Annotated in this window: 17 protein-coding genes and 1 pseudogene; 8 read left to right on the top strand and 10 right to left on the bottom strand. The window is 62.2% G+C overall.

The genetic code is table 11. The annotated features are described in order from the left end of the window. Positions 1-47: 47 nt before the first annotated feature. The 3 genes from ASD03_RS05420 (at position 48) to gshB (ending at position 3,309) form a co-directional block, all read left to right on the top strand. Complete coding sequence (locus ASD03_RS05420; protein WP_025425620.1) at positions 48-1,163, top strand: sn-glycerol-3-phosphate import ATP-binding protein UgpC; 1,116 nt, start codon at positions 48-50, stop codon at positions 1,161-1,163. Beyond that, positions 1,160-2,152: an endonuclease gene (locus tag ASD03_RS05415; protein ID WP_025425621.1), complete on the top strand. Its 993-nt coding sequence runs from the start codon at positions 1,160-1,162 to the stop codon at positions 2,150-2,152. The genes ASD03_RS05420 and ASD03_RS05415 overlap by 4 nt, the downstream gene beginning before the upstream one ends. 209 nt (positions 2,153-2,361) lie before the next feature. Continuing rightward, a complete protein-coding gene (gene gshB, locus ASD03_RS05410) occupies positions 2,362-3,309 on the top strand; it encodes a glutathione synthase (protein WP_025425622.1) in 948 nt (315 codons plus the stop codon). Positions 3,310-3,524: 215 nt separating this feature from the next. Here the strand turns inward: gshB and ASD03_RS05405 are convergent, their stop codons facing one another. Next, positions 3,525-3,899 carry a hypothetical protein gene (locus ASD03_RS05405; RefSeq protein WP_025425623.1) on the bottom strand — a complete coding sequence of 125 codons (375 nt, stop codon included), beginning with the start codon at positions 3,897-3,899 and terminating at the stop codon, positions 3,525-3,527. A 62-nt stretch (positions 3,900-3,961) separates the two neighbouring features. Next, on the bottom strand, positions 3,962-4,726 hold the full coding sequence (locus ASD03_RS05400; RefSeq protein ID WP_225906194.1) for a TylF/MycF family methyltransferase: 765 nt from the start codon (positions 4,724-4,726) through the stop codon (positions 3,962-3,964). A 331-nt stretch (positions 4,727-5,057) separates the two neighbouring features. On the opposite strand from ASD03_RS05400, the pseudogene ASD03_RS05395 reads away from it, so the two are divergent. Next, a pseudogene (locus ASD03_RS05395) lies at positions 5,058-6,589 on the top strand (YifB family Mg chelatase-like AAA ATPase). A 351-nt stretch (positions 6,590-6,940) separates the two neighbouring features. Further along, on the top strand, positions 6,941-7,432 hold the full coding sequence (locus ASD03_RS05390) for an SRPBCC domain-containing protein (RefSeq protein ID WP_025425625.1): 492 nt from the start codon (positions 6,941-6,943) through the stop codon (positions 7,430-7,432). Between the two features lie 467 nt (positions 7,433-7,899). Here the strand turns inward: ASD03_RS05390 and cysK are convergent, their stop codons facing one another. Both cysK and ASD03_RS05380 read right to left on the bottom strand, forming a co-directional pair. Then, entirely contained in the window at positions 7,900-8,868 is a 969-nt protein-coding gene (gene cysK, locus ASD03_RS05385; protein WP_025425626.1) for a cysteine synthase A, read from the bottom strand. Between the two features lie 121 nt (positions 8,869-8,989). Next, entirely contained in the window at positions 8,990-9,607 is a 618-nt protein-coding gene (locus ASD03_RS05380) for a LysE family translocator (protein ID WP_025425627.1), read from the bottom strand. Positions 9,608-9,781: 174 nt separating this feature from the next. On the opposite strand from ASD03_RS05380, the gene ASD03_RS05375 reads away from it, so the two are divergent. After that, entirely contained in the window at positions 9,782-10,414 is a 633-nt protein-coding gene (locus ASD03_RS05375; RefSeq protein WP_025425628.1) for a LysE family translocator, read from the top strand. A 282-nt stretch (positions 10,415-10,696) separates the two neighbouring features. Here the strand turns inward: ASD03_RS05375 and ASD03_RS05370 are convergent, their stop codons facing one another. Next, on the bottom strand, positions 10,697-11,002 hold the full coding sequence (locus tag ASD03_RS05370; RefSeq protein WP_025425629.1) for an NIPSNAP family protein: 306 nt from the start codon (positions 11,000-11,002) through the stop codon (positions 10,697-10,699). Continuing rightward, positions 10,999-11,913 (bottom strand): DMT family transporter, encoded by a 915-nt coding sequence (locus tag ASD03_RS05365; RefSeq protein ID WP_025425630.1) that lies wholly within the window; start codon positions 11,911-11,913, stop codon positions 10,999-11,001. The genes ASD03_RS05370 and ASD03_RS05365 overlap by 4 nt, the downstream gene beginning before the upstream one ends. A 133-nt stretch (positions 11,914-12,046) precedes the next feature. Here ASD03_RS05365 and ASD03_RS05360 point away from each other — a divergent pair, with 133 nt between their 5' ends. Continuing rightward, the gene (locus tag ASD03_RS05360; protein ID WP_025425631.1) at positions 12,047-12,484 is read left to right on the top strand and encodes an Lrp/AsnC family transcriptional regulator; all 438 of its coding nucleotides are present in this window, start codon (positions 12,047-12,049) and stop codon (positions 12,482-12,484) included. A gap of 64 nt (positions 12,485-12,548) precedes the next feature. Here the strand turns inward: ASD03_RS05360 and dut are convergent, their stop codons facing one another. Beyond that, the gene (dut, locus tag ASD03_RS05355) at positions 12,549-13,022 is read right to left on the bottom strand and encodes a dUTP diphosphatase (RefSeq protein ID WP_025425632.1); all 474 of its coding nucleotides are present in this window, start codon (positions 13,020-13,022) and stop codon (positions 12,549-12,551) included. 90 nt (positions 13,023-13,112) lie between these two features. On the opposite strand from dut, the gene ASD03_RS05350 reads away from it, so the two are divergent. Then, the gene (locus tag ASD03_RS05350; RefSeq protein ID WP_025425633.1) at positions 13,113-14,696 is read left to right on the top strand and encodes a peptide chain release factor 3; all 1,584 of its coding nucleotides are present in this window, start codon (positions 13,113-13,115) and stop codon (positions 14,694-14,696) included. A gap of 61 nt (positions 14,697-14,757) precedes the next feature. Here ASD03_RS05350 and ASD03_RS05345 read toward each other — a convergent pair whose 3' ends face one another. The 3 genes from ASD03_RS05345 to ASD03_RS05335 all read right to left on the bottom strand — a co-directional run bounded on the left by ASD03_RS05345 (position 14,758) and on the right by ASD03_RS05335 (position 16,928). Then, entirely contained in the window at positions 14,758-15,126 is a 369-nt protein-coding gene (locus tag ASD03_RS05345; RefSeq protein WP_225906196.1) for a hypothetical protein, read from the bottom strand. Positions 15,127-15,280: 154 nt separating this feature from the next. Then, a complete protein-coding gene (locus ASD03_RS05340) occupies positions 15,281-15,991 on the bottom strand; it encodes a phenylalanine--tRNA ligase beta subunit-related protein (RefSeq protein WP_025425635.1) in 711 nt (236 codons plus the stop codon). 34 nt (positions 15,992-16,025) lie between these two features. Next, the gene (locus ASD03_RS05335) at positions 16,026-16,928 is read right to left on the bottom strand and encodes a DMT family transporter (protein WP_025425636.1); all 903 of its coding nucleotides are present in this window, start codon (positions 16,926-16,928) and stop codon (positions 16,026-16,028) included. Positions 16,929-17,055: the final 127 nt, after the last annotated feature.

Genomic DNA, 17,055 nt, shown 5'->3' with positions numbered 1-17,055 from the left:
CCGTCTTTGCCGCTTCCTCAAACCGCAATTTACCAACGGAGGCAGCCATGGCGGCCATCACCATCGCCGAGGTCTCGAAGATCTATACCGGCAACGTCGAGGCGGTAAAGTCCGTCTCGATCGATATCGAGGACGGCGAGTTCATCGTGCTTGTCGGCCCGTCCGGCTGCGGCAAGTCCACGCTTCTGCGCATGGTCGCAGGCCTTGAAGGCATCTCGAAAGGCACGGTCAAGATTGGCCCACGCGTCATCAACGAGGTCGATCCGGCTGAGCGCGACATCGCCATGGTTTTCCAGAACTATGCGCTCTATCCGCATATGACGGTCTACCAGAACCTCGCCTACGGTCTGAAGAACCGCAAGACGCCGAAAGCCGAGATCGACGCCCGTGTAGCGGAAGCCGCGCGCATGCTGGAGATCGAGCCCTATCTCGACCGCAAGCCGCGTGCGCTTTCCGGTGGCCAGCGTCAGCGTGTGGCCATGGGCCGCGCCATCGTGCGCAAGCCGGCAGCCTTCCTTTTCGACGAGCCGTTGTCCAACCTCGACGCCAAGCTGCGCGTTTCCATGCGTGGCGAGATCAAGCGGCTGCAGAAGCGCCTCGGCACCACATCGCTTTATGTCACGCACGACCAGCTCGAGGCGATGACGCTGGCCGATCGGCTTGTGGTGTTCAACGGTGGCCGGATCGAGCAGATCGGCCGCCCGCTCGATGTCTACCATCGCCCGGCCTCGACCTTCGTCGCGAGCTTCATCGGCTCGCCCGCCATGAACCTGATCAAGGGCCGCATCGAAGGCTCGCGCCTTTCTGTCGGCACCTACAGGATCGAGCTTGGCGACAGTGCGCCGGTCGAAGGGCCGGTCACCGTCGGCCTGCGCGCCGAGGACCTGCGGCTTGCCGCCGTCGGCGAGGATGCGATGCTGTTTCAGGTCGACTATGTCGAGGAACTCGGCGCGCAACGCCTCGTCCACGGCACCATCGAGGATCAGGCGCTGACCGTGGCGCTTTCTCCCGAAATTCCCTTGTCCGGCGATCTTGCTGTCACGATTGCAACGGGCCGCCTGCATTTCTTCTCGCCCGAGAACGGCAAGCGACTGGAGCGCGGAACGTCTTTCGCCAATACTGCCGAAAGCGCTCGTCCCGTCAGCCTGGAGCCGGCATTGTGATCGAAAAGACTGTCATCAGCCTCACCGTGCCCTCGCAGGAAACCCGCGCCGGTTTCACGGCGATTGAACGTTCGATCGCAGCCCATGATGCCGTGATGGCAGCACTTCCCGAGATGAACAGCATCGAGATCGGCGGCGCGCCGTCGTCGGGCGAGCCGCTTGCCTTTCCGTTTACCATCGCCGCCTGGAACCTGGAGCGCTGCCTGTTTGCGCCGGAAAGTGCCGCGCATCTGGCGGCAACCGACGCGCCGGTCGTGCTGCTCTCGGAAATGGACAACGGCATGGCCCGCACCGGCCAGCGCCACCCGACCGCGGAGGTCGCAGCCACGCTCCAGATGCAATATGCCTACGGCGTCGAGTTCATCGAGCTCGGCCTCGGTTCCGATACTGAACTGGAATTCTGCAAGGACGACTTCAACGAAAAGGGTTTTCACGGCAATGCGTTGATGGCTGCGGTGCCGCTCGGCCGGCCGTTCATGCTCCGCCTCTGGGGCAAACGGCTGTGGTTCATGGATGGCGGCGATCAGCCGCGCGTCGGCGAACGCTTTGCCATCGGCGCGGTGATCGAGACGCAAGCCGGGCCCTTCGTTGCCGTTTCCACCCATCTCGAAAGCGCCACCACGGCGCCCTATCGCGAGCGCCAGGTGAAGGAACTGATCGAGGCGCTCGATGAAGCCTTCCTGGCCTTGCCTGTGCTGATCGGCGGCGACCTCAACACCGGCAACCACGCTGGCGGTGATTTCGAGGCCGAAGGGCTGTTCACCACGAGCGCTGCGCGCGGCTTCACCCGCCATGGCGGGCCGATCGAGCTGATGACGACCCGCCCCAGCCTGATCACGCGCTGGCCGGAGCGGGCGATGAAACTCGACTGGTTTCTGTCACGGGGCTTGAAGATCGGCGAAAGCGGGATCATTCCTTCGCTCGACGCGGACGGCCGTCCGCTTTCGGATCATGATCTCATCACCTGCGTCATCGAGGGCTTTGAATAGCCTTGCCGCTGAAGCGCTCGATGCTTGGCGCTCGAGCCTTGCCTAAGGCGAGTCCGCATTCTACATGTTGCGGGCATTTCTAGAGCGGGATGAGGAAACGTTTGCTCGGTTCTCCGCCCGCATCTCGCTCTAACGTATTAATATCGATCACGTTTATGACCTTGGATCGGACCGCTCCAAGGTCATCGCGATCTAACGGGGATAGGAAGATGGCGAAAATCGTCAATGTCGGGGTCCAGATGGACCATGTGTCGGGCATCAACATCGCAGGTGATTCCACCTTCGCGATGTGCCTTGAGGCACAGGCCCGCGGCTACCGGCTCTTCCACTACACCCCGGAGAAGCTGTCGCTGCGTGACGGCAAGGTTTTCGCCACTGCGCAGCAGATGACGTTGCGCGACGTCAAGGGCGACCACTTCACGCTCGGCGAGCCGGAACGGCTTGATCTTTCGACCATGGACGTGATCCTGTTGCGCCAGGATCCGCCCTTCGACATGGCCTACATCACCTCGACGCATCTGCTCGAGCGCCTGCATCCGAGGACGCTTGTCGTCAACGACCCGGCCTGGGTGCGCAACTCGCCGGAAAAGATCTTCGTCACCGAATTCGCTGATCTGATGCCGAGGACGCTGATTACCCGCGATGCCGCCGAGATCGCGCGATTCCGCGAGGAAATGGGCGACATCATCCTGAAGCCGCTCTACGGCAATGGCGGCGCTGGTGTGTTTCATTCCGCGCGCGACGATCGCAACATGTCGTCGCTGCTTGAAATGTTCGGCCAGATGTTCCGCGAGCCCTTCATCGCGCAGGAGTATTTGCCGGCGGTGCGCAAGGGCGACAAGCGCATCCTGCTCGTCGACGGCGAGCCGGTCGGCGCCATCAACCGCGTGCCTGCCGAGCACGACGCCCGCTCCAACATGCACGCCGGTGGCCGGCCCGAGCCGACCGAACTGACGGCGCGCGAGAAGGAAATCTGCGCCCGCATCGCACCGGCGCTGAAGGAGCGCGGCTTCCTCTTCGTCGGTATCGACGTCATCGGCGACTACATGACCGAAATCAACGTGACGTCGCCGACCGGCATCCGCGAAGTCAAGAAGTTCGGCGGCGCCGACGTCGCCAGCCTGCTTTGGGACGCGATCGAGCGCAAGCGCGCCTAGCGCAGGCGGCGCACGTGTTAGACGACAGGCGCGCGCTGTAGCCACGAGATGCTACCAGCGCGCAGACGCGCTCTGGCCGATCCCGATCGTGGTGCTGATTGGCTGGCGTCCATCACCGAGCTGTTGCAGACGCTCTATGGGAACAGGCTCCCAGCAATACCGTTCCAAAAAGGCCAGCCGAGCGAGTGCTCCCTGGACCGTGATTGGTTGCTTTGTCAGCCTATGCGCGGGCACCCGCGTCGCGTACCGAAGATGATGCGATTGCGTTCGCCACGGCTGCCGATTCCGCGAATTTCAATAATCTCCTGCGACGTCCGGCCGACGCGTGGATTGCGAAGATATCTTTGGGCTTTGTTAAGCGCCTGGCGCGGTGTGCACTGATAGGCTTCCGGCGGTCGGCGGCGATATTGCTGCTCGCCCCAGCCGTCGTCTTCGTCATAGTACCGGGGCTCGTCATAGTAGCGTGGCTGATCACGGTAGCGCGGGCCACCGCCGTCGATATAAATATCCAGATCCTGGGAAGCTGCCGCTCCTACTACGAAGGTGCACGCGATGGTGGCTATCGCACATGTTTTGATCATCCTGATCATAGGGCTCTCCTTTGACTGCCCGAGCATTTTACCGACGGAATCATGAACGGGAGCAAAACGGTTCACTGGACGACAATCACTCCCTGGCCGGTCGGCAGCGTCAAAATCGCCTGACCGTTTTTCCTCGCAAAGTCGTTCCACATCGCGTTTTGTTCCTCGCTGCCGCGGAACGCATAGTCATCGAGAACGATTGTTGCCCCCAGTACGAGATTGTCCCACACTCGTTCGATGCATTCCTTCTCGTATTGCGCGACGTTCAGGTCGATCGAAAGATAGGCAATGTTTCCGAGCGGAACGCCTTCGAGGGTATCGGGCAGCACGCCGCGAATGAGATGTGCATTGGGGAAAGGTGCAAAGTTGCGCTTCGCGACCTCAAAAACGTCCTCGTAGATGCCGGTGTTTCGCTGCGTTGTCAGGCGGCGTTCCACGTCGGTCATGTGCCCGTGCGGGATGCCGCCGAACGTGTCGAACAGCCAGAATTTGCGATCGAGCGCTTCGAAACCGAGATACCGGCACACCGTCATTGACAGAAGACCGGCGTTCACGCCGAATTCCACAAAGTCGCCTTCCAGGCGAAGCGCCCGCGATGCCGCCCAACAGCACGTGTGCGCGCGCCAGCGAACATCGGGAACGCGGCCGCGCTTCCGCCAGGCCTCCCGGTTGCCTTCCTCGGCAATGGTCCATGCTGCTGCAAACTGCGGCTCGTCCATGAACGACGTGTTCTTGTTCGTCGTCCTGAGGCCGTCAGCGGCATACCCAGGCAGCGTTTTGTCTCCATGTAGAAAGTATCGAGTGCGCTTTTTCAGTTCGCGGATGCCAACCATCATCAATCCCCTCTGGAAACATGAGGACTAAGTAGGCGTTCGAATGGCATCGGCAATCCGCCTGTGGCCGCTTGGATCCAAGTTGAGCGCAAGCGGTTGATACGTTTCGAGACCGATTGCGAACGCGCGCCGATGGCCGGCGGGCGATCTCTGGGTTTCAGCACGTCTGGTGACGGTGGGACGGTCGAGCGATGTGCTGCTCAAGCATCTGCGCGACGCAAGGCGTGATGTTCTGTTATTGTTCTTGTTTTTGTGTGTTTTCCGTGCAAGATTTATCGCTGCAACCACCGGGGTTGCGGCGGCATGGCGGGCCGCCCTGGTCGAAGAGGCGGTCATGGTTGCGCGGGTCAGTACGGTTGCATTCCAGGGGATAGAAGGTGTGCCGGTCGACGTTCAGGTGATGGTTGCACCCGGGCGGGTCGGCATGCAGATCGTTGCCTGCCCGACAAGGCCGTGGCCGAAAGCCGCGAGCGGGTGCAGGCAGCCCTTCATGCGTCTGGTCTAGCGCTGCCAGCCAAGAAAGTCACCGTCAATCTCGCGCCCGCGGATCTGCCCAAGGAAGGCAGCCACTTTGATCTCGCGATCGCGCTAGGGCTGATGGCCGCGCTCGGTGCCATCCCCGGCGACGCGCTGAATGGCTATGTGGTGATCGGCGAGCTCAATCTCGACGGTACGGTCGCGGCCGTCGCCGGCGCGCTGCCGGCCGCAATTGGCGCCAATGCGCTCGGCAAGGGGCTGATCTGTCCGGCCGAAAGCGGTCCGGAGGCCGCCTGGGCCGGCGCCGAGATCGATATTCTTGCACCCCGCAGCCTGATCGCCATCGCCAATCATTTCAGGGGCACGCAGGTGCTCTCCCGGCCGGAGCCTGCCATTCGCGCCGGCGCTACCGATCTGCCTGATCTTGCCGATATCAAGGGACAGGAGAGCGCCAAGCGGGCGCTCGAAGTCGCCGCCGCCGGCAACCACAATCTGCTGATGGTTGGACCGCCGGGCTCGGGCAAATCGATGCTGGCCTCGCGTTTGCCGTCGATCCTGCCGCCCTTGACGCCTGCCGAGCTTCTCGAAGTCTCGATGATCCACTCGATCGCCGGCCAGTTGCCGGGCGGCAAGCTGTCCGACCGGCGGCCGTTCCGCACGCCGCACCATTCCGCCACCATGGCGGCGATGATCGGTGGCGGCTTGCGAGCGAAACCAGGCGAGGCATCGCTCGCCCACAACGGCGTTCTGTTCCTTGACGAGTTTCCCGAGTTCCCCCCGCAGGTGCTTGATGCCCTGCGTCAGCCGCTGGAAACGGCGGAATGCATCATTGCCCGTGCCAACCATCGCGTCACCTATCCCGCCGCGATCCAACTGGTGGCAGCGATGAACCCGTGCCGGTGCGGCATGGCGGGTGAACCCGGCCGCACCTGCGCCCGTGGCCCGCGCTGCATGAGCGATTACCAGGCGCGCATCTCCGGCCCGTTGATGGACCGGATCGATCTGCGCATCGACGTACCGGCTGTCAGCGCCGCAGACCTGATCCGGCCGATGGCGGCAGAGGCCAGTGCTGCTGTGGCAAGACGTGTCGCCCGCGCCCGGCAATTGCAGATCGATCGCTTCGCCGCGCTCGGCAGTCGCGAGCCATCCAGCAACGCCCGCTGCTCGACGGCGATGATCGAACGCATTGCCGAACCGGATGCAGCCGGCCTGCAGTTGCTGCGCGACGCTGCCGAAAAACTGAAGTTCTCAGCGCGCGGCTACCACCGCGTCCTGAAGGTGGCGCGTACGCTCGCAGATCTCGATGGCAGCGCGACCGTCGGCCGGCTGCACTTGGCCGAAGCGATCTCCTACCGCATCGCCGGCGAGCGTCTGCAAGCGGCCGCCTGACGGTCGTTGACGGCGTCGGGCAGTCGCCGTCCGCGTTACCTGCAATTGCGGTTTCGGAAGTCGGCGACTTTGCTTTTGTATGCTGCCGCACAATTCCTGACATGCGCATCGACCCAAGTTGGAAACTAACGGGGCAAGTTTGGAGCCTTGCCGCGTCCACTGGGCGCCATGTCTGACTGGCGGAGTCGCGGCGCTCTGCGGCGATGGTCGTCCTTCGTTGCAGGTTCTCTCGAGTGGTCATTGCAACGCTTCTTCCGCGCTTGCCGTCGGCAATAGGCGGAAACGGTCGAGTGCCCTATCTTGATGACGGCACCGGATACTTGCCGCACTGCTCAATTTGGGAGGTTTGTCATGACGAACGGTTCGCTCAGACGAACGGATAGCGCCGAACGTGTGATCGTGGCGTCCGCGCAGGTGGTTTATCTGGCACTGCTTGATCCGAAAGCCGTGACGCGATGGCTGCCCCCGGAGGGGATGACGGGCCATGTCCATGCATTTGAGGCGAAAGAGGGCGGTCGCTATCGCATGGCGCTCGTCTACGATAAATCCGAACATGGCAATCGCGGCAAGACGTCGGATGAGACCGATATTGTCGAGGGGCGCTTCGTCGAGTTGCGCCCGAATGAACGCGTCGTGCAGCAGGTGGAGTTCGAATCCGAAGATCCGGCATTTGCCGGGATCATGACGATCACCTGGGCACCGGAGACGATATCCGGTGGCACCCGGGTGCGTGTAACCTGCGCGAATGTTCCTGAAGGCATATCGCGGGAGGATCACGAGGCGGGTCTTTCATCGACGCTTGCCAATCTTGCTGGTTTCACCGAGCGAAACCCCAGAGCATAGCTTCCTAAAGCATGTCGCGCAAAAGTGTGCAGCGGTTTTGCGATAACGACATGCGCAAAAACAAGAGCTTAAAGCGCAGAAAGCGAATCTGAAAGATCGCGGCGCGAAAAGCATGTCGCGCAAAGTGTTCAGCGGGTTCGCGATCACGACATGCGCAAAAAACAAGAGCTGAAAGGGCAGCAAGCGAATCCTGGAGATCGTGAAGCGCTTTCGAGCGCTTCGAGAAAAAGTACGAAGCGGAATCTCGTCAGAATTCGTAAAAACAAGAAGATAGAGCGCTTTTGCGCCTCCGTTTAAACCGGAACATTCTCAATGAAGAGAACGGATGCCGGTGTTTCAGGCCAGCGACGTGGTTTGAAGGTCCGGTTTGGCGCACGCGGGGCCGGCGGTGACGCCCGCAGTCCAGCAGTGGGCAACAAAAAAGGGCGCCCGAAGCGCCCTTTCGTTTGCACTTTGCAATGATCGGCTTACGCGCCCAGGCCTTCGAACAGAACCGTCGAAAGGTACCGCTCGGCAAAGGATGGGATGATGACGACGATGTTCTTGCCGGCGTTTTCCGGGCGCTGGCCGATCTCGATGGCGGCGGTGAGGGCCGCACCCGAGGAGATGCCGACCGGCACGCCTTCGAGCCGGGCAACGAGCCGGGCGATCTCGACGGCTTCGCCGCTGTTGACGGTGACGACTTCGTCATAGACGCTGGTGTCGAGGATCGCGGGCGCGAAGCCGGCGCCGATGCCCTGGATCTTGTGTGGGCCAGGGTTTCCGCCCGAAAGCACGGGCGATTCCTCTGGCTCGACGGCGATCACCTTGATCGACGGCTTGCGTGCCTTCAACACTTGGCCGGCGCCAGTGATTGTGCCGCCGGTGCCGATGCCCGAGACGAGGATGTCGACGCTGCCGTCGGTGTCGTTCCAGATCTCCTCGGCCGTCGTCTTGCGGTGGATTTCCGGGTTGGCCGGGTTTTCGAACTGCTGCGGGATGATGGCATACGGCAAGGTCTCGACCAGCTCCTGCGCCTTGGCGATCGCGCCCTTCATGCCCTTGGCGCCCTCGGTCAGTACCAGCTCGGCGCCGAACAGCGCCAGCATCTTGCGGCGCTCGACCGACATGGTTTCCGGCATGGTGAGGATCAGCTTGTAGCCCTTGGCGGCGGCGACGAAGGCGAGCGCAATGCCGGTGTTGCCCGAGGTCGGCTCGACCAGTGTCGTGCGGCCGGGAACGATCTTGCCCTGCGCTTCCAGGCTCTCGATCATGGCAACGCCGATGCGGTCCTTGACCGAAGCGATCGGGTTGAAGAATTCGAGCTTGGCGAGAAGGTTGGCCTTCACGCCCTTTTCCTTGGCAAGCTTGTCGAGCCGCACGATGGGAGTGTCGCCGATCGTTTCCGTGATCGAGGAGTAGACGCGGCCGCGGCCGGGCTTGCGCGTGTCAGACATTAAGTTTCTCCCTTGGGTGTGACGATTTGGTTGTGACAATAGGGGCCATGCCCGTTCTCGCGACGCGACGATCAGCCGGAGGAAAAACCACCGGCGGAAGCCCAGTCCGGGGAATGTTTTTTCAGGCGGCGCGGGTAGCGATATAGGCGGCGGTGCCTGCCAGCACGCCAGCGGCAACGCGGTTCAGCGCCAGCAATGCCTTGGGCTGTTTGAGCAGCGTGCGCGCCCGTGCGGCAAGCAGGATATAGGGCAGAAGCACGGTCAGCAGCACGAGGAACGTCGCGATCAAAAGCAGCCCGTATTCGCGCGGCCCGATCACCGCAATGTCGATCAGCGTCGGCACCAGCGCCACATAAAACAGCATTGTCTTCGGGTTGCCGAGCGTGACCAATAGGCCCGAAAGGAACGACATCGACACGCTTGCGGATGTCTTCGCCTTGATGTCCCGCGGCAACAGGCCGGCGGTCCAAAGCTTCCATGCGATGTAGCCGAGGTAGAGCACGCCGGCGAACTTGACGATCAGGAAAGCGGTCGTGAAGGTCTGGGCGATCAGCGCCAGGCCGAGCACCACGGCGGTCAGGTAAACCATGTCGCCGAGGATCAGGCCGAGCCCCATGAAGAAGGTCTCGCGAAAGCCGGAGCCGAGCGCTCGCGCAACGAGCGCCGTCACGCCGGGGCCGGGAATGATGGCTGCGATGAAGAGAGCGCCGCTATAGGCAAGCAGGGCTGCAAGCGTCATGATCGTTCCTCCCGGGTGGCGACGCCGCTTTTACCAAAGAGCGTCGAAAATGGAAATCGGGATCGGCGGGCGAGCGGCAATTTCGCGACAAAATTGATCGGGTGACAAGTCTGGCGTTGCCCGGTTTTTGGAGATGCGTAGAGCTTTGGGAAATACTCAATAAAGGCGCGCGTTATGCCCGAGATCCAAAACATCATCGGCTTTGCCCTCATTGCTCTCGGCATGGTGCTGACACCCGGGCCGAACATGATCTACCTGATCTCCCGCTCGATCAGCCAGGGGCCGGCGGCCGGCCTGATCTCGCTTGGCGGCGTCGCGCTCGGTTTCGTCGTCTATATGGTCTCGGCGGCGCTCGGCATCACCGCGCTGCTCTTGGCCGTGCCTTTCGCCTATGATGTCCTGCGGCTCGCCGGTGCCGGATATCTCGTCTATCTCGCCTGGCAGGCGGTCAGGCCCGGCGGGCGCTCGCCGTTCCAGATCAAGAACCTGCCGAAGGACGGTCCGCGCAAGCTGTTCCTGATGGGCTTCCTGACGAGCCTGCTCAACCCGAAGGTGGCCGTGCTCTATCTCTCGCTCCTGCCGCAGTTCATCCGCCCGGAGGCGGGCAATGTGCTGGCGCAGTCGATGATCTTCGGCTCGATCCAGATCGCCACCAGTGTCTCGGTCAACGCGATGATTGCGCTGGCGGCAAGTTCTATCGCCGCCTTCCTGGCCGGGCGTCCCCTGTTCATGGTCGTGCAGCGCTGGGCGATGGGCACGGCACTGTTCGGCTTTGCCCTCAGCATGGCCGCCGAAGCGCGCCGTTGACACATGTCGCGCAAAAGTGGGCAGCGGCTTTGCGATCACGACATGCGCAAAAACCAAAGCTTTAAGCGCAGTCAGCGAATCCTACTGCATGTTTCGTTAAATCCTATTCGATTTAGCGATAAAAACATGCAGCCATTCAAAGTGCTACAGCGACCTTTGCGCGTCTAATAGGACGCGCGGCGCTGTAGAGATCGCGACGCGTTTCAGATAAGCGGCCTCTATCGGGCTTCAGGCAATTCGCTGCCGCGCGCCGCTCTACGGCGACACGCGGCGTGGTCTTTCCTATTCGAACACCGGCCGCATGAAGCTGCGCTCGTAGCTGACGATGCAGCGCGTCTTTTCGCCGAAGGCGAAAGCCTCCAGGCATTCCGGGTCCTTGGCCATTTTCCCGCGATAGACTTCATATTCGGCCAGGCTCGGGAAGGTGAAGAGCGCCAGTGCGATGTTGTTTGCGCCCTCGTGCGGCATGAAATAGCCGTGATGGGTGCCGCCGAGCCGGTTGACGAGCGGTATCCAGAGCTTGGCGTAGTGCTCGAACTCGGCCAGCTTGTAAGGGTCGATAACGTATTTCAGATAGCAGGTGATCATGCGGTTCTCCCTTCGCGTCTCCGCTTGATAGGCGAGGGCAGGCGAAGTTTCCAGCCGAGATTCATGCCGGCTGCGGCGACCAGGATGGCGATCGAACCGAAGATCTGGATCGGCTGCAGCGCATGGCCGAAAGCCAGCCGATCGACGACGATGGCAGCGATCGGGTAGATGAAGGATAGCGCCCCGGTCATGTGCGTCGGCAGCCGCTGGATCGCGCCGTAAAGCAGCACATACATGATGCCGGTATGGATGACGCCGACGGCAATCAGGATCGACCACTGTTCGGCGCCGGAAGGTGCCGGGGCGGCAAGCGCCATCGGCGCCAGCATCAGCGTGCCGGTGACCACCTGGATCAACGCGATCAGATGCGGAGGCGTTCCCTTGAGCAACTTCGTCAACAGGGCCGCGATCGCGTAGAAGAAGGCGGCACCGATCGCAAGCGCGATGCCGATCAGGTAATCCTCCGGCGCAAAGCCGCCGCCGGGCTTGGCTGAAATGATCGCCAGCATGCCGGCAAAGGAGATCGAAAGCCAGAACACCTTGGTCGCGGTGATCTTTTCGCCGAGGAACAAGGCTCCGAGCCCCAAAAGCATGAACGGCTGGGTGTTGTAGACCATCGTCGCGATCGAGATCGAGGCATGCGAATAGGCCGCAAACAGCAAGAGCCAGTTGACGACGATGGCGATGCCGCCGGCAATCGACAGGAGCACCGTCCGCCGGGTGAAATGGCGCCGGTCGAGCAGGCCGAGCATGGCCGCGATCGCCACCAGCGTCACCGCGCCGAATACGCAGCGCCAGAAGACGACGCTCGTCACCGGCTGGCCCGACATCAGCACGAACCAGCCGATCGTGCCCGATATCAGCATGGCCGCCGTCATCTCCGCACTGCCTCTTTTAATGTCTGCGCCCATGGCGATCACTCCTCGGTTGAGGCTCCAAGATTAATCGGCCAGAGCGCAGGTTTATATGGAGGATCGCAGGTGTTTCTGCTATTATACCTCATCATCTAAGATGGTTTCGATCTTTTGGCTTATGAGGTTGCCCATGCTCGATGAACTCGATCGCCGCATTCTGGGTATCCTGGCGGCGAATGCGCGCGTGTCGCTGAAGGAGCTGGCGCAGGAGGTGGGTCTGTCCTCGCCAAGTGCCGCCGAACGTTTGCGCAAACTGGAGGAACGCGGCGTCCTCGACGGCTTCACCATCGCCCTCAATCCGGTGAAGCTTGGTTATCCGCTGCAGGCGATCATCCGCGTGCGGCCGATGCCGGGCATGCTGCATATCGTCGAGAAATTGATCCAGGAGACGCCGCAGATCGTCGAATGCGACAAGGTCACCGGCGACGATTGCTTCATCGCCAAGCTGTTCGTGCGCGATATGGGGGAACTGGACACGCTGCTCGATCGCATCGCCGAGAAGGCGCAGACCAATACGTCGATCGTCAAGTCGACACCGGTCAAGCGGCGCTTGCCGCCGCTTATCTGATCCAACGTTTCGAGATCACGCAATTCCGGACGGAAAACCGCTTCGCACTTTTCCTGGAAATGGTCTAGACGCCCGTGGAGCCGAAGCCACCGGCACCGCGTGCCGTGTCGCTGGCGCTGTCGGCTTCCCGAACGCTCACCTGTGTCACTGGCGCGATCACCATCTGCGCAATGCGCATGCCGCGTTCGATGACGAAGTCCTCGTCGCCGAGGTTGACCAGCAGAACCTTCACCTCGCCGCGATAATCGCTGTCGATCGTGCCCGGAGTGTTGAGGCAGGTGATGCCGTGCTTGAAGGCAAGGCCCGAGCGCGGACGGATCTGCGCCTCATAGCCGGCCGGGATCTCGAAGATGAAGCCGGTCGGCACCAGCGCCCGCTTTCCTGGCGCAAGCGTCATCGGCTCGCCGACTGCCACTGCGGCGCGCAGGTCCATGCCGGCAGCACCCTCGGTCTCATAGGCCGGCAGGTCCAACGCCTCGGCATGCGGCAGGCGGATGAAGGTCAAGGCGGGTTTTGTCTGGGGCGTGTGCATGGTCATCGTTTCATAAGCCGGGCGCTCACTGCGCCGGTCAATTGCATAATGAGGGCTGAGCCTGTAAAGACGCCGCAACTCACAGGAATCTACGACATGGCCGAAAGTCTCGCCGAGGCGGTCTCCCGCCGCCGCACATTTGCGATCATCGCCCACCCGGACGCGGGTAAAACCACACTCACCGAAAAGCTGCTGCTGTTCGGCGGCGCCATCCAACTCGCCGGCGAGGTCAAGGCCAAGAAGGATCGCATCCAGACCCGTTCGGACTGGATGAAGATCGAGCGCGAGCGCGGCATCTCGGTCGTCACCTCGGTGATGACCTTCGAATATGGCGGCAATGTCTTCAACATTCTCGACACCCCCGGTCACGAAGACTTCGCCGACGACACCTACCGCACGCTGACGGCGGTCGATGCGGCGATCATGGTCATCGACGCGGCAAAGGGTATCGAGCCGCGGACGCTGAAGCTGTTCGAAGTCTGCCGCATGCGCGACATCCCGATCATCACCTTCGTCAACAAGATGGACCGCGAGAGCCGTGACCCCTTCGAGATCCTCGATGAAGTCGAAGAAAAGCTGGCGCTCGATTGTGCGCCGGTGACCTGGCCGATCGGTCGCTCCAAGACCTTCTGCGGCTCCTATCACCTTGCCGACAACACCGTGCGCGGTGCCGATACGCAGGAAGTGCTGACCAGGGTCAACGGTCCTGAGATGGTGGCTCACCGCCTGCCGGAAAACGAGCGCGATGCTTTCATCGAAGAGACGTCGCTGGCGATCGAGGCCTGCAAGCCGTTCGACAAGAAAGCCTTCCTTGAAGGTCACCTGACGCCGGTCTTCTTCGGCTCGGCGCTCCGCAACTACGGTGTGCGCGACCTGATCAACGCGCTTGGCGAGATCGCCCCGCCGCCGCGCGACCAGGTTGCCGACACGCGCACGGTGCATGCGACCGACGACAAGATGACCGCCTTTGTCTTCAAGATTCAGGCGAACATGGACCCGAACCACCGCGACCGCATCGCCTTTGCGCGCGTCTGCTCCGGCAAGCTGGAGCGCGGCATGAAGGCGCGGCTGTCGCGCACCGGCAAGCAGCTGGGTCTGAGCGCCCCGCAGTTCTTCTTCGCTTCACAGCGCCAGCTGGCCGACACGGCCTATGCGGGCGATGTCGTCGGCATTCCGAACCACGGAACCCTGCGCATCGGCGACACGCTCACGGAAGGCGAACATCTCGTTTTCCAGGGCGTGCCGAACTTCTCGCCGGAAATCCTGCGCCGCGTGCGACTTGAGGATGCGATGAAGGCCAAGAAGCTGAAGGAAGCCCTGCAGCAGATGGCGGAGGAGGGCGTCGTGCAGCTGTTCTCGCCGGAAGACGGCTCACCGGCGATCGTCGGCGTCGTCGGCGCGCTGCAGCTCGACGTTCTGAAGGAGCGCCTGCAGGCCGAATACGGCCTGCCTGTCTCCTTCGAAATGTCGCGCTTCTCCGTCTGCCGCTGGATTTCGGCCGATCAGCCTGGTGACCTCGACAAGTTCGTCACTGCCCGTCGCGGCGATATCGCCCGCGACCTCGACGGCGACCCGGTGTTCCTGGCGCAGGACAGCTTCTCGCTGCGCTATGAGGCTGAACGTTATCCCGCGATCAAGATGGTCGCGATCAAGGAATATCACGTCGCCAAAGCGGCGTGAGAAGGCGGCGTGAACGATGACACTGTCAGCCGGCGGCGTTCGCCGGCTGACCATCGGCCGATCAGAAGGCCGACATGCGCAGCGCCAGCACCAGCTGCGTCACCCTGAGGGTTATGAAGACGTAGATCGCCAAAAGCAGGATCTGCAGCGCCAGGTGCCGGCGCACCTTCGACAGCCTGTGCAGACCATCCGCCAGGTTGAGCAGAAACAGGACTGTGCCGATGACGGAGACGATGTAGCCCGCCACGGCGATGTTGGGCAGGCCCTTGATCTCCAGGCTGCGGCCATTCTCGATCGCATGCATGCCGGCGGCGATCACCAAGGTCGCCATCACCAGGTTGCGCACATGGCGAAAAATCTCTTCGAGCCCGCCATTATCGAACAGCATTCGCCGCGCCAGACCGAGTTTTGATCGCGTACCTTCAGTCATCATCGCCTCTTGCTCGCCGCATGATCCTTAAATCGGGGTCGAGTTAAAGGCGGAACTTTGCGGCAAATTTAAAGAACGGCAGCATCGCGCCCCTTTTGACGTGGGGCGCTGCAGGCTGCCGGGAGGCTGCGATAGTATGACCGGTGGCCTTGCGTCAAAGACTCTCATGTGTGGCAAAGGCAAACCGCGGCGCCGCTCGGCTGAGCAGCATAGAGGTCGGGCGGACATGCCAGGCGGCGGCGATGGCTTCCTCCAATGCGGCAACGAGTTCGGCCACGTCAGCCGCTGCGGTTTCATGCAGCGCCTCCGCGACGATGAGGGCCGACGTGGTCTGCGGGTGGATCGCCGAATAGCCGCTTTGCCGGTTGGTCCATCGGCGCGCATGGGCGCGTCCCTCCGCATCGCGAAAGATCACTTCATCAGGTTCAGGGTGTTCCGTTTCACCGGAGAAGGTTGCATAGACCTCGTCTCCGCCCGCGCGGGTAACCTCGAGATTGCCGGAGATGCGGGAAACGTCGAAGACGGCGATGGGCATGGCAAAGGCCAGCGACACGGCGTTGCACAGGTCGATCAACGGATGGATCGACGGCAGGTCGCCCTCCTTCCTGAACCGGCGCAGCAAGGCTTCGGACGCGCAGCGATACTGCGTCGGCTTCAGTCCCATCCTGGCGAAGGTGCGGCGCCACGCCTGAATTTCCGCAAGTTCGCCTTCGGCGCGCGTTGCAAGAACGTCCCTGGCGATCGCCTGAAACCGCTCGACGGCATCGGCGACCGAAACGTCGCTGCGAATGCCCTCGACGTGGAGCGCGCCGGCTGCAAGCTCGGGAAAATCACGCCAGATGCTGTCTGAATGCTGGAAATGCATGGGATGCCTCGAAGTGGAAGAGATGATGACGGCGTCAGCTCTGCGTTTGGCCGGCAGTCTTGGGCCGGAAATGCGGCATGGCAAGACTGAGGACGGCGACAAGCACGCAGCCGATGCCGGCGAGCTGGTTGATGCTGACGGGTTCGCCGAGAATGACGAAGGCCAGCAGCACGGCGGAGACGGGTGCAAGAGCGGTGAAAACCGAGGCTTCCGTTCCGCTCACCCTGGCGGATCCTGCGTACCAGAGGATGAAGCCGGCAACGGTCGGGACCAGGGCATAATAAAGCACGGCTGCCAGCGACTGCATCGTGACCCCTTGCTGCGACGGCGCTTCGAACAGAGCGGGCACGATGGCGACGGCAACGCCCATGCCGGCCATGATGGTGGACAAGGCGAGAGGTGCGATCGGCGTTCGGATGCGTTTGTTGATCAGGATGAACAGCCCTTCGCAGATCACCGCGCCGAAGACGAGAGTGATGCCGAGCGGCGAATGGTGTGCACCATCGTCGGGCCGAAGCACGATGGTCAGAACGCCCGCTGCCGCCAGCCCGATCGCGACAAGGGTCGAGCGGCTGGGCCGTTCGCCGAGCAGCAGGATGGCGATTCCGGCAGAGACGACCGGTAGAGTGCCGATAACGACGCCGGCATCCGTCGCCGAACTGTAGCGCAACCCGGCAATCAGAAGTGTCGTGTAGCCGACGCTGCCGGCTCCGGCCTGCAAGAGCAGGATCAGCCACTCGCGCCGCTCCAACCTTGGCCAAGGCGTGCCGGTCAGTCGCACCAAGGTGAAGAACAGCGGAAAGGCGACCGCGAAGCGCAAGGCGGTGGCGCTAAACGGCGGTAAGCCGGAAGCGATCAGCTTGCTGGCAATCACCGTGCTGCCGACCGTGATCATCGCCAGCGAGAGGTAGAGGTATCCCTGAATTTTTTCCGTCATGCGGCCACTCCTGCGTTGGCGCGCAGAAAACCTCATCCGGATCTTTCGGTCTTGAACGGAATTGCAGGCGTTAAGGCGTGGCGAGCAAAACTGTGTAGCGATTCTGCATTGACGACATCCGCGAAAA

This window comes from Ensifer sp. Root127, assembly GCF_001425225.1.
Taxonomy (GTDB): Bacteria; Pseudomonadota; Alphaproteobacteria; order Rhizobiales; family Rhizobiaceae; genus Ensifer; species Ensifer canadensis.
The sequence above is the reverse complement of the archived record's forward strand: the minus strand, read 5'-3'. Positions and strand labels throughout refer to the sequence as shown.

Coding starts and splice junctions, on each gene's coding strand:
- dut (WP_025425632.1), bottom strand. CDS start 13,022: ATGACCATGCACACGCCCCAGACAAAACCCGCCTTGACCTTCATCCGC.
- ASD03_RS05375 (WP_025425628.1), top strand. CDS start 9,782: ATGCCCGAGATCCAAAACATCATCGGCTTTGCCCTCATTGCTCTCGGC.
- ASD03_RS05340 (WP_025425635.1), bottom strand. CDS start 15,991: ATGCATTTCCAGCATTCAGACAGCATCTGGCGTGATTTTCCCGAGCTT.
- ASD03_RS05370 (WP_025425629.1), bottom strand. CDS start 11,002: ATGATCACCTGCTATCTGAAATACGTTATCGACCCTTACAAGCTGGCC.
- ASD03_RS05400 (WP_225906194.1), bottom strand. CDS start 4,726: ATGATGGTTGGCATCCGCGAACTGAAAAAGCGCACTCGATACTTTCTA.
- ASD03_RS05360 (WP_025425631.1), top strand. CDS start 12,047: ATGCTCGATGAACTCGATCGCCGCATTCTGGGTATCCTGGCGGCGAAT.
- ASD03_RS05405 (WP_025425623.1), bottom strand. CDS start 3,899: ATGATCAGGATGATCAAAACATGTGCGATAGCCACCATCGCGTGCACC.
- ASD03_RS05345 (WP_225906196.1), bottom strand. CDS start 15,126: ATGACTGAAGGTACGCGATCAAAACTCGGTCTGGCGCGGCGAATGCTG.
- ASD03_RS05380 (WP_025425627.1), bottom strand. CDS start 9,607: ATGACGCTTGCAGCCCTGCTTGCCTATAGCGGCGCTCTCTTCATCGCA.
- ASD03_RS05365 (WP_025425630.1), bottom strand. CDS start 11,913: ATGGGCGCAGACATTAAAAGAGGCAGTGCGGAGATGACGGCGGCCATG.
- ASD03_RS05335 (WP_025425636.1), bottom strand. CDS start 16,928: ATGACGGAAAAAATTCAGGGATACCTCTACCTCTCGCTGGCGATGATC.
- gshB (WP_025425622.1), top strand. CDS start 2,362: ATGGCGAAAATCGTCAATGTCGGGGTCCAGATGGACCATGTGTCGGGC.
- cysK (WP_025425626.1), bottom strand. CDS start 8,868: ATGTCTGACACGCGCAAGCCCGGCCGCGGCCGCGTCTACTCCTCGATC.
- ASD03_RS05420 (WP_025425620.1), top strand. CDS start 48: ATGGCGGCCATCACCATCGCCGAGGTCTCGAAGATCTATACCGGCAAC.
- ASD03_RS05350 (WP_025425633.1), top strand. CDS start 13,113: ATGGCCGAAAGTCTCGCCGAGGCGGTCTCCCGCCGCCGCACATTTGCG.
- ASD03_RS05390 (WP_025425625.1), top strand. CDS start 6,941: ATGACGAACGGTTCGCTCAGACGAACGGATAGCGCCGAACGTGTGATC.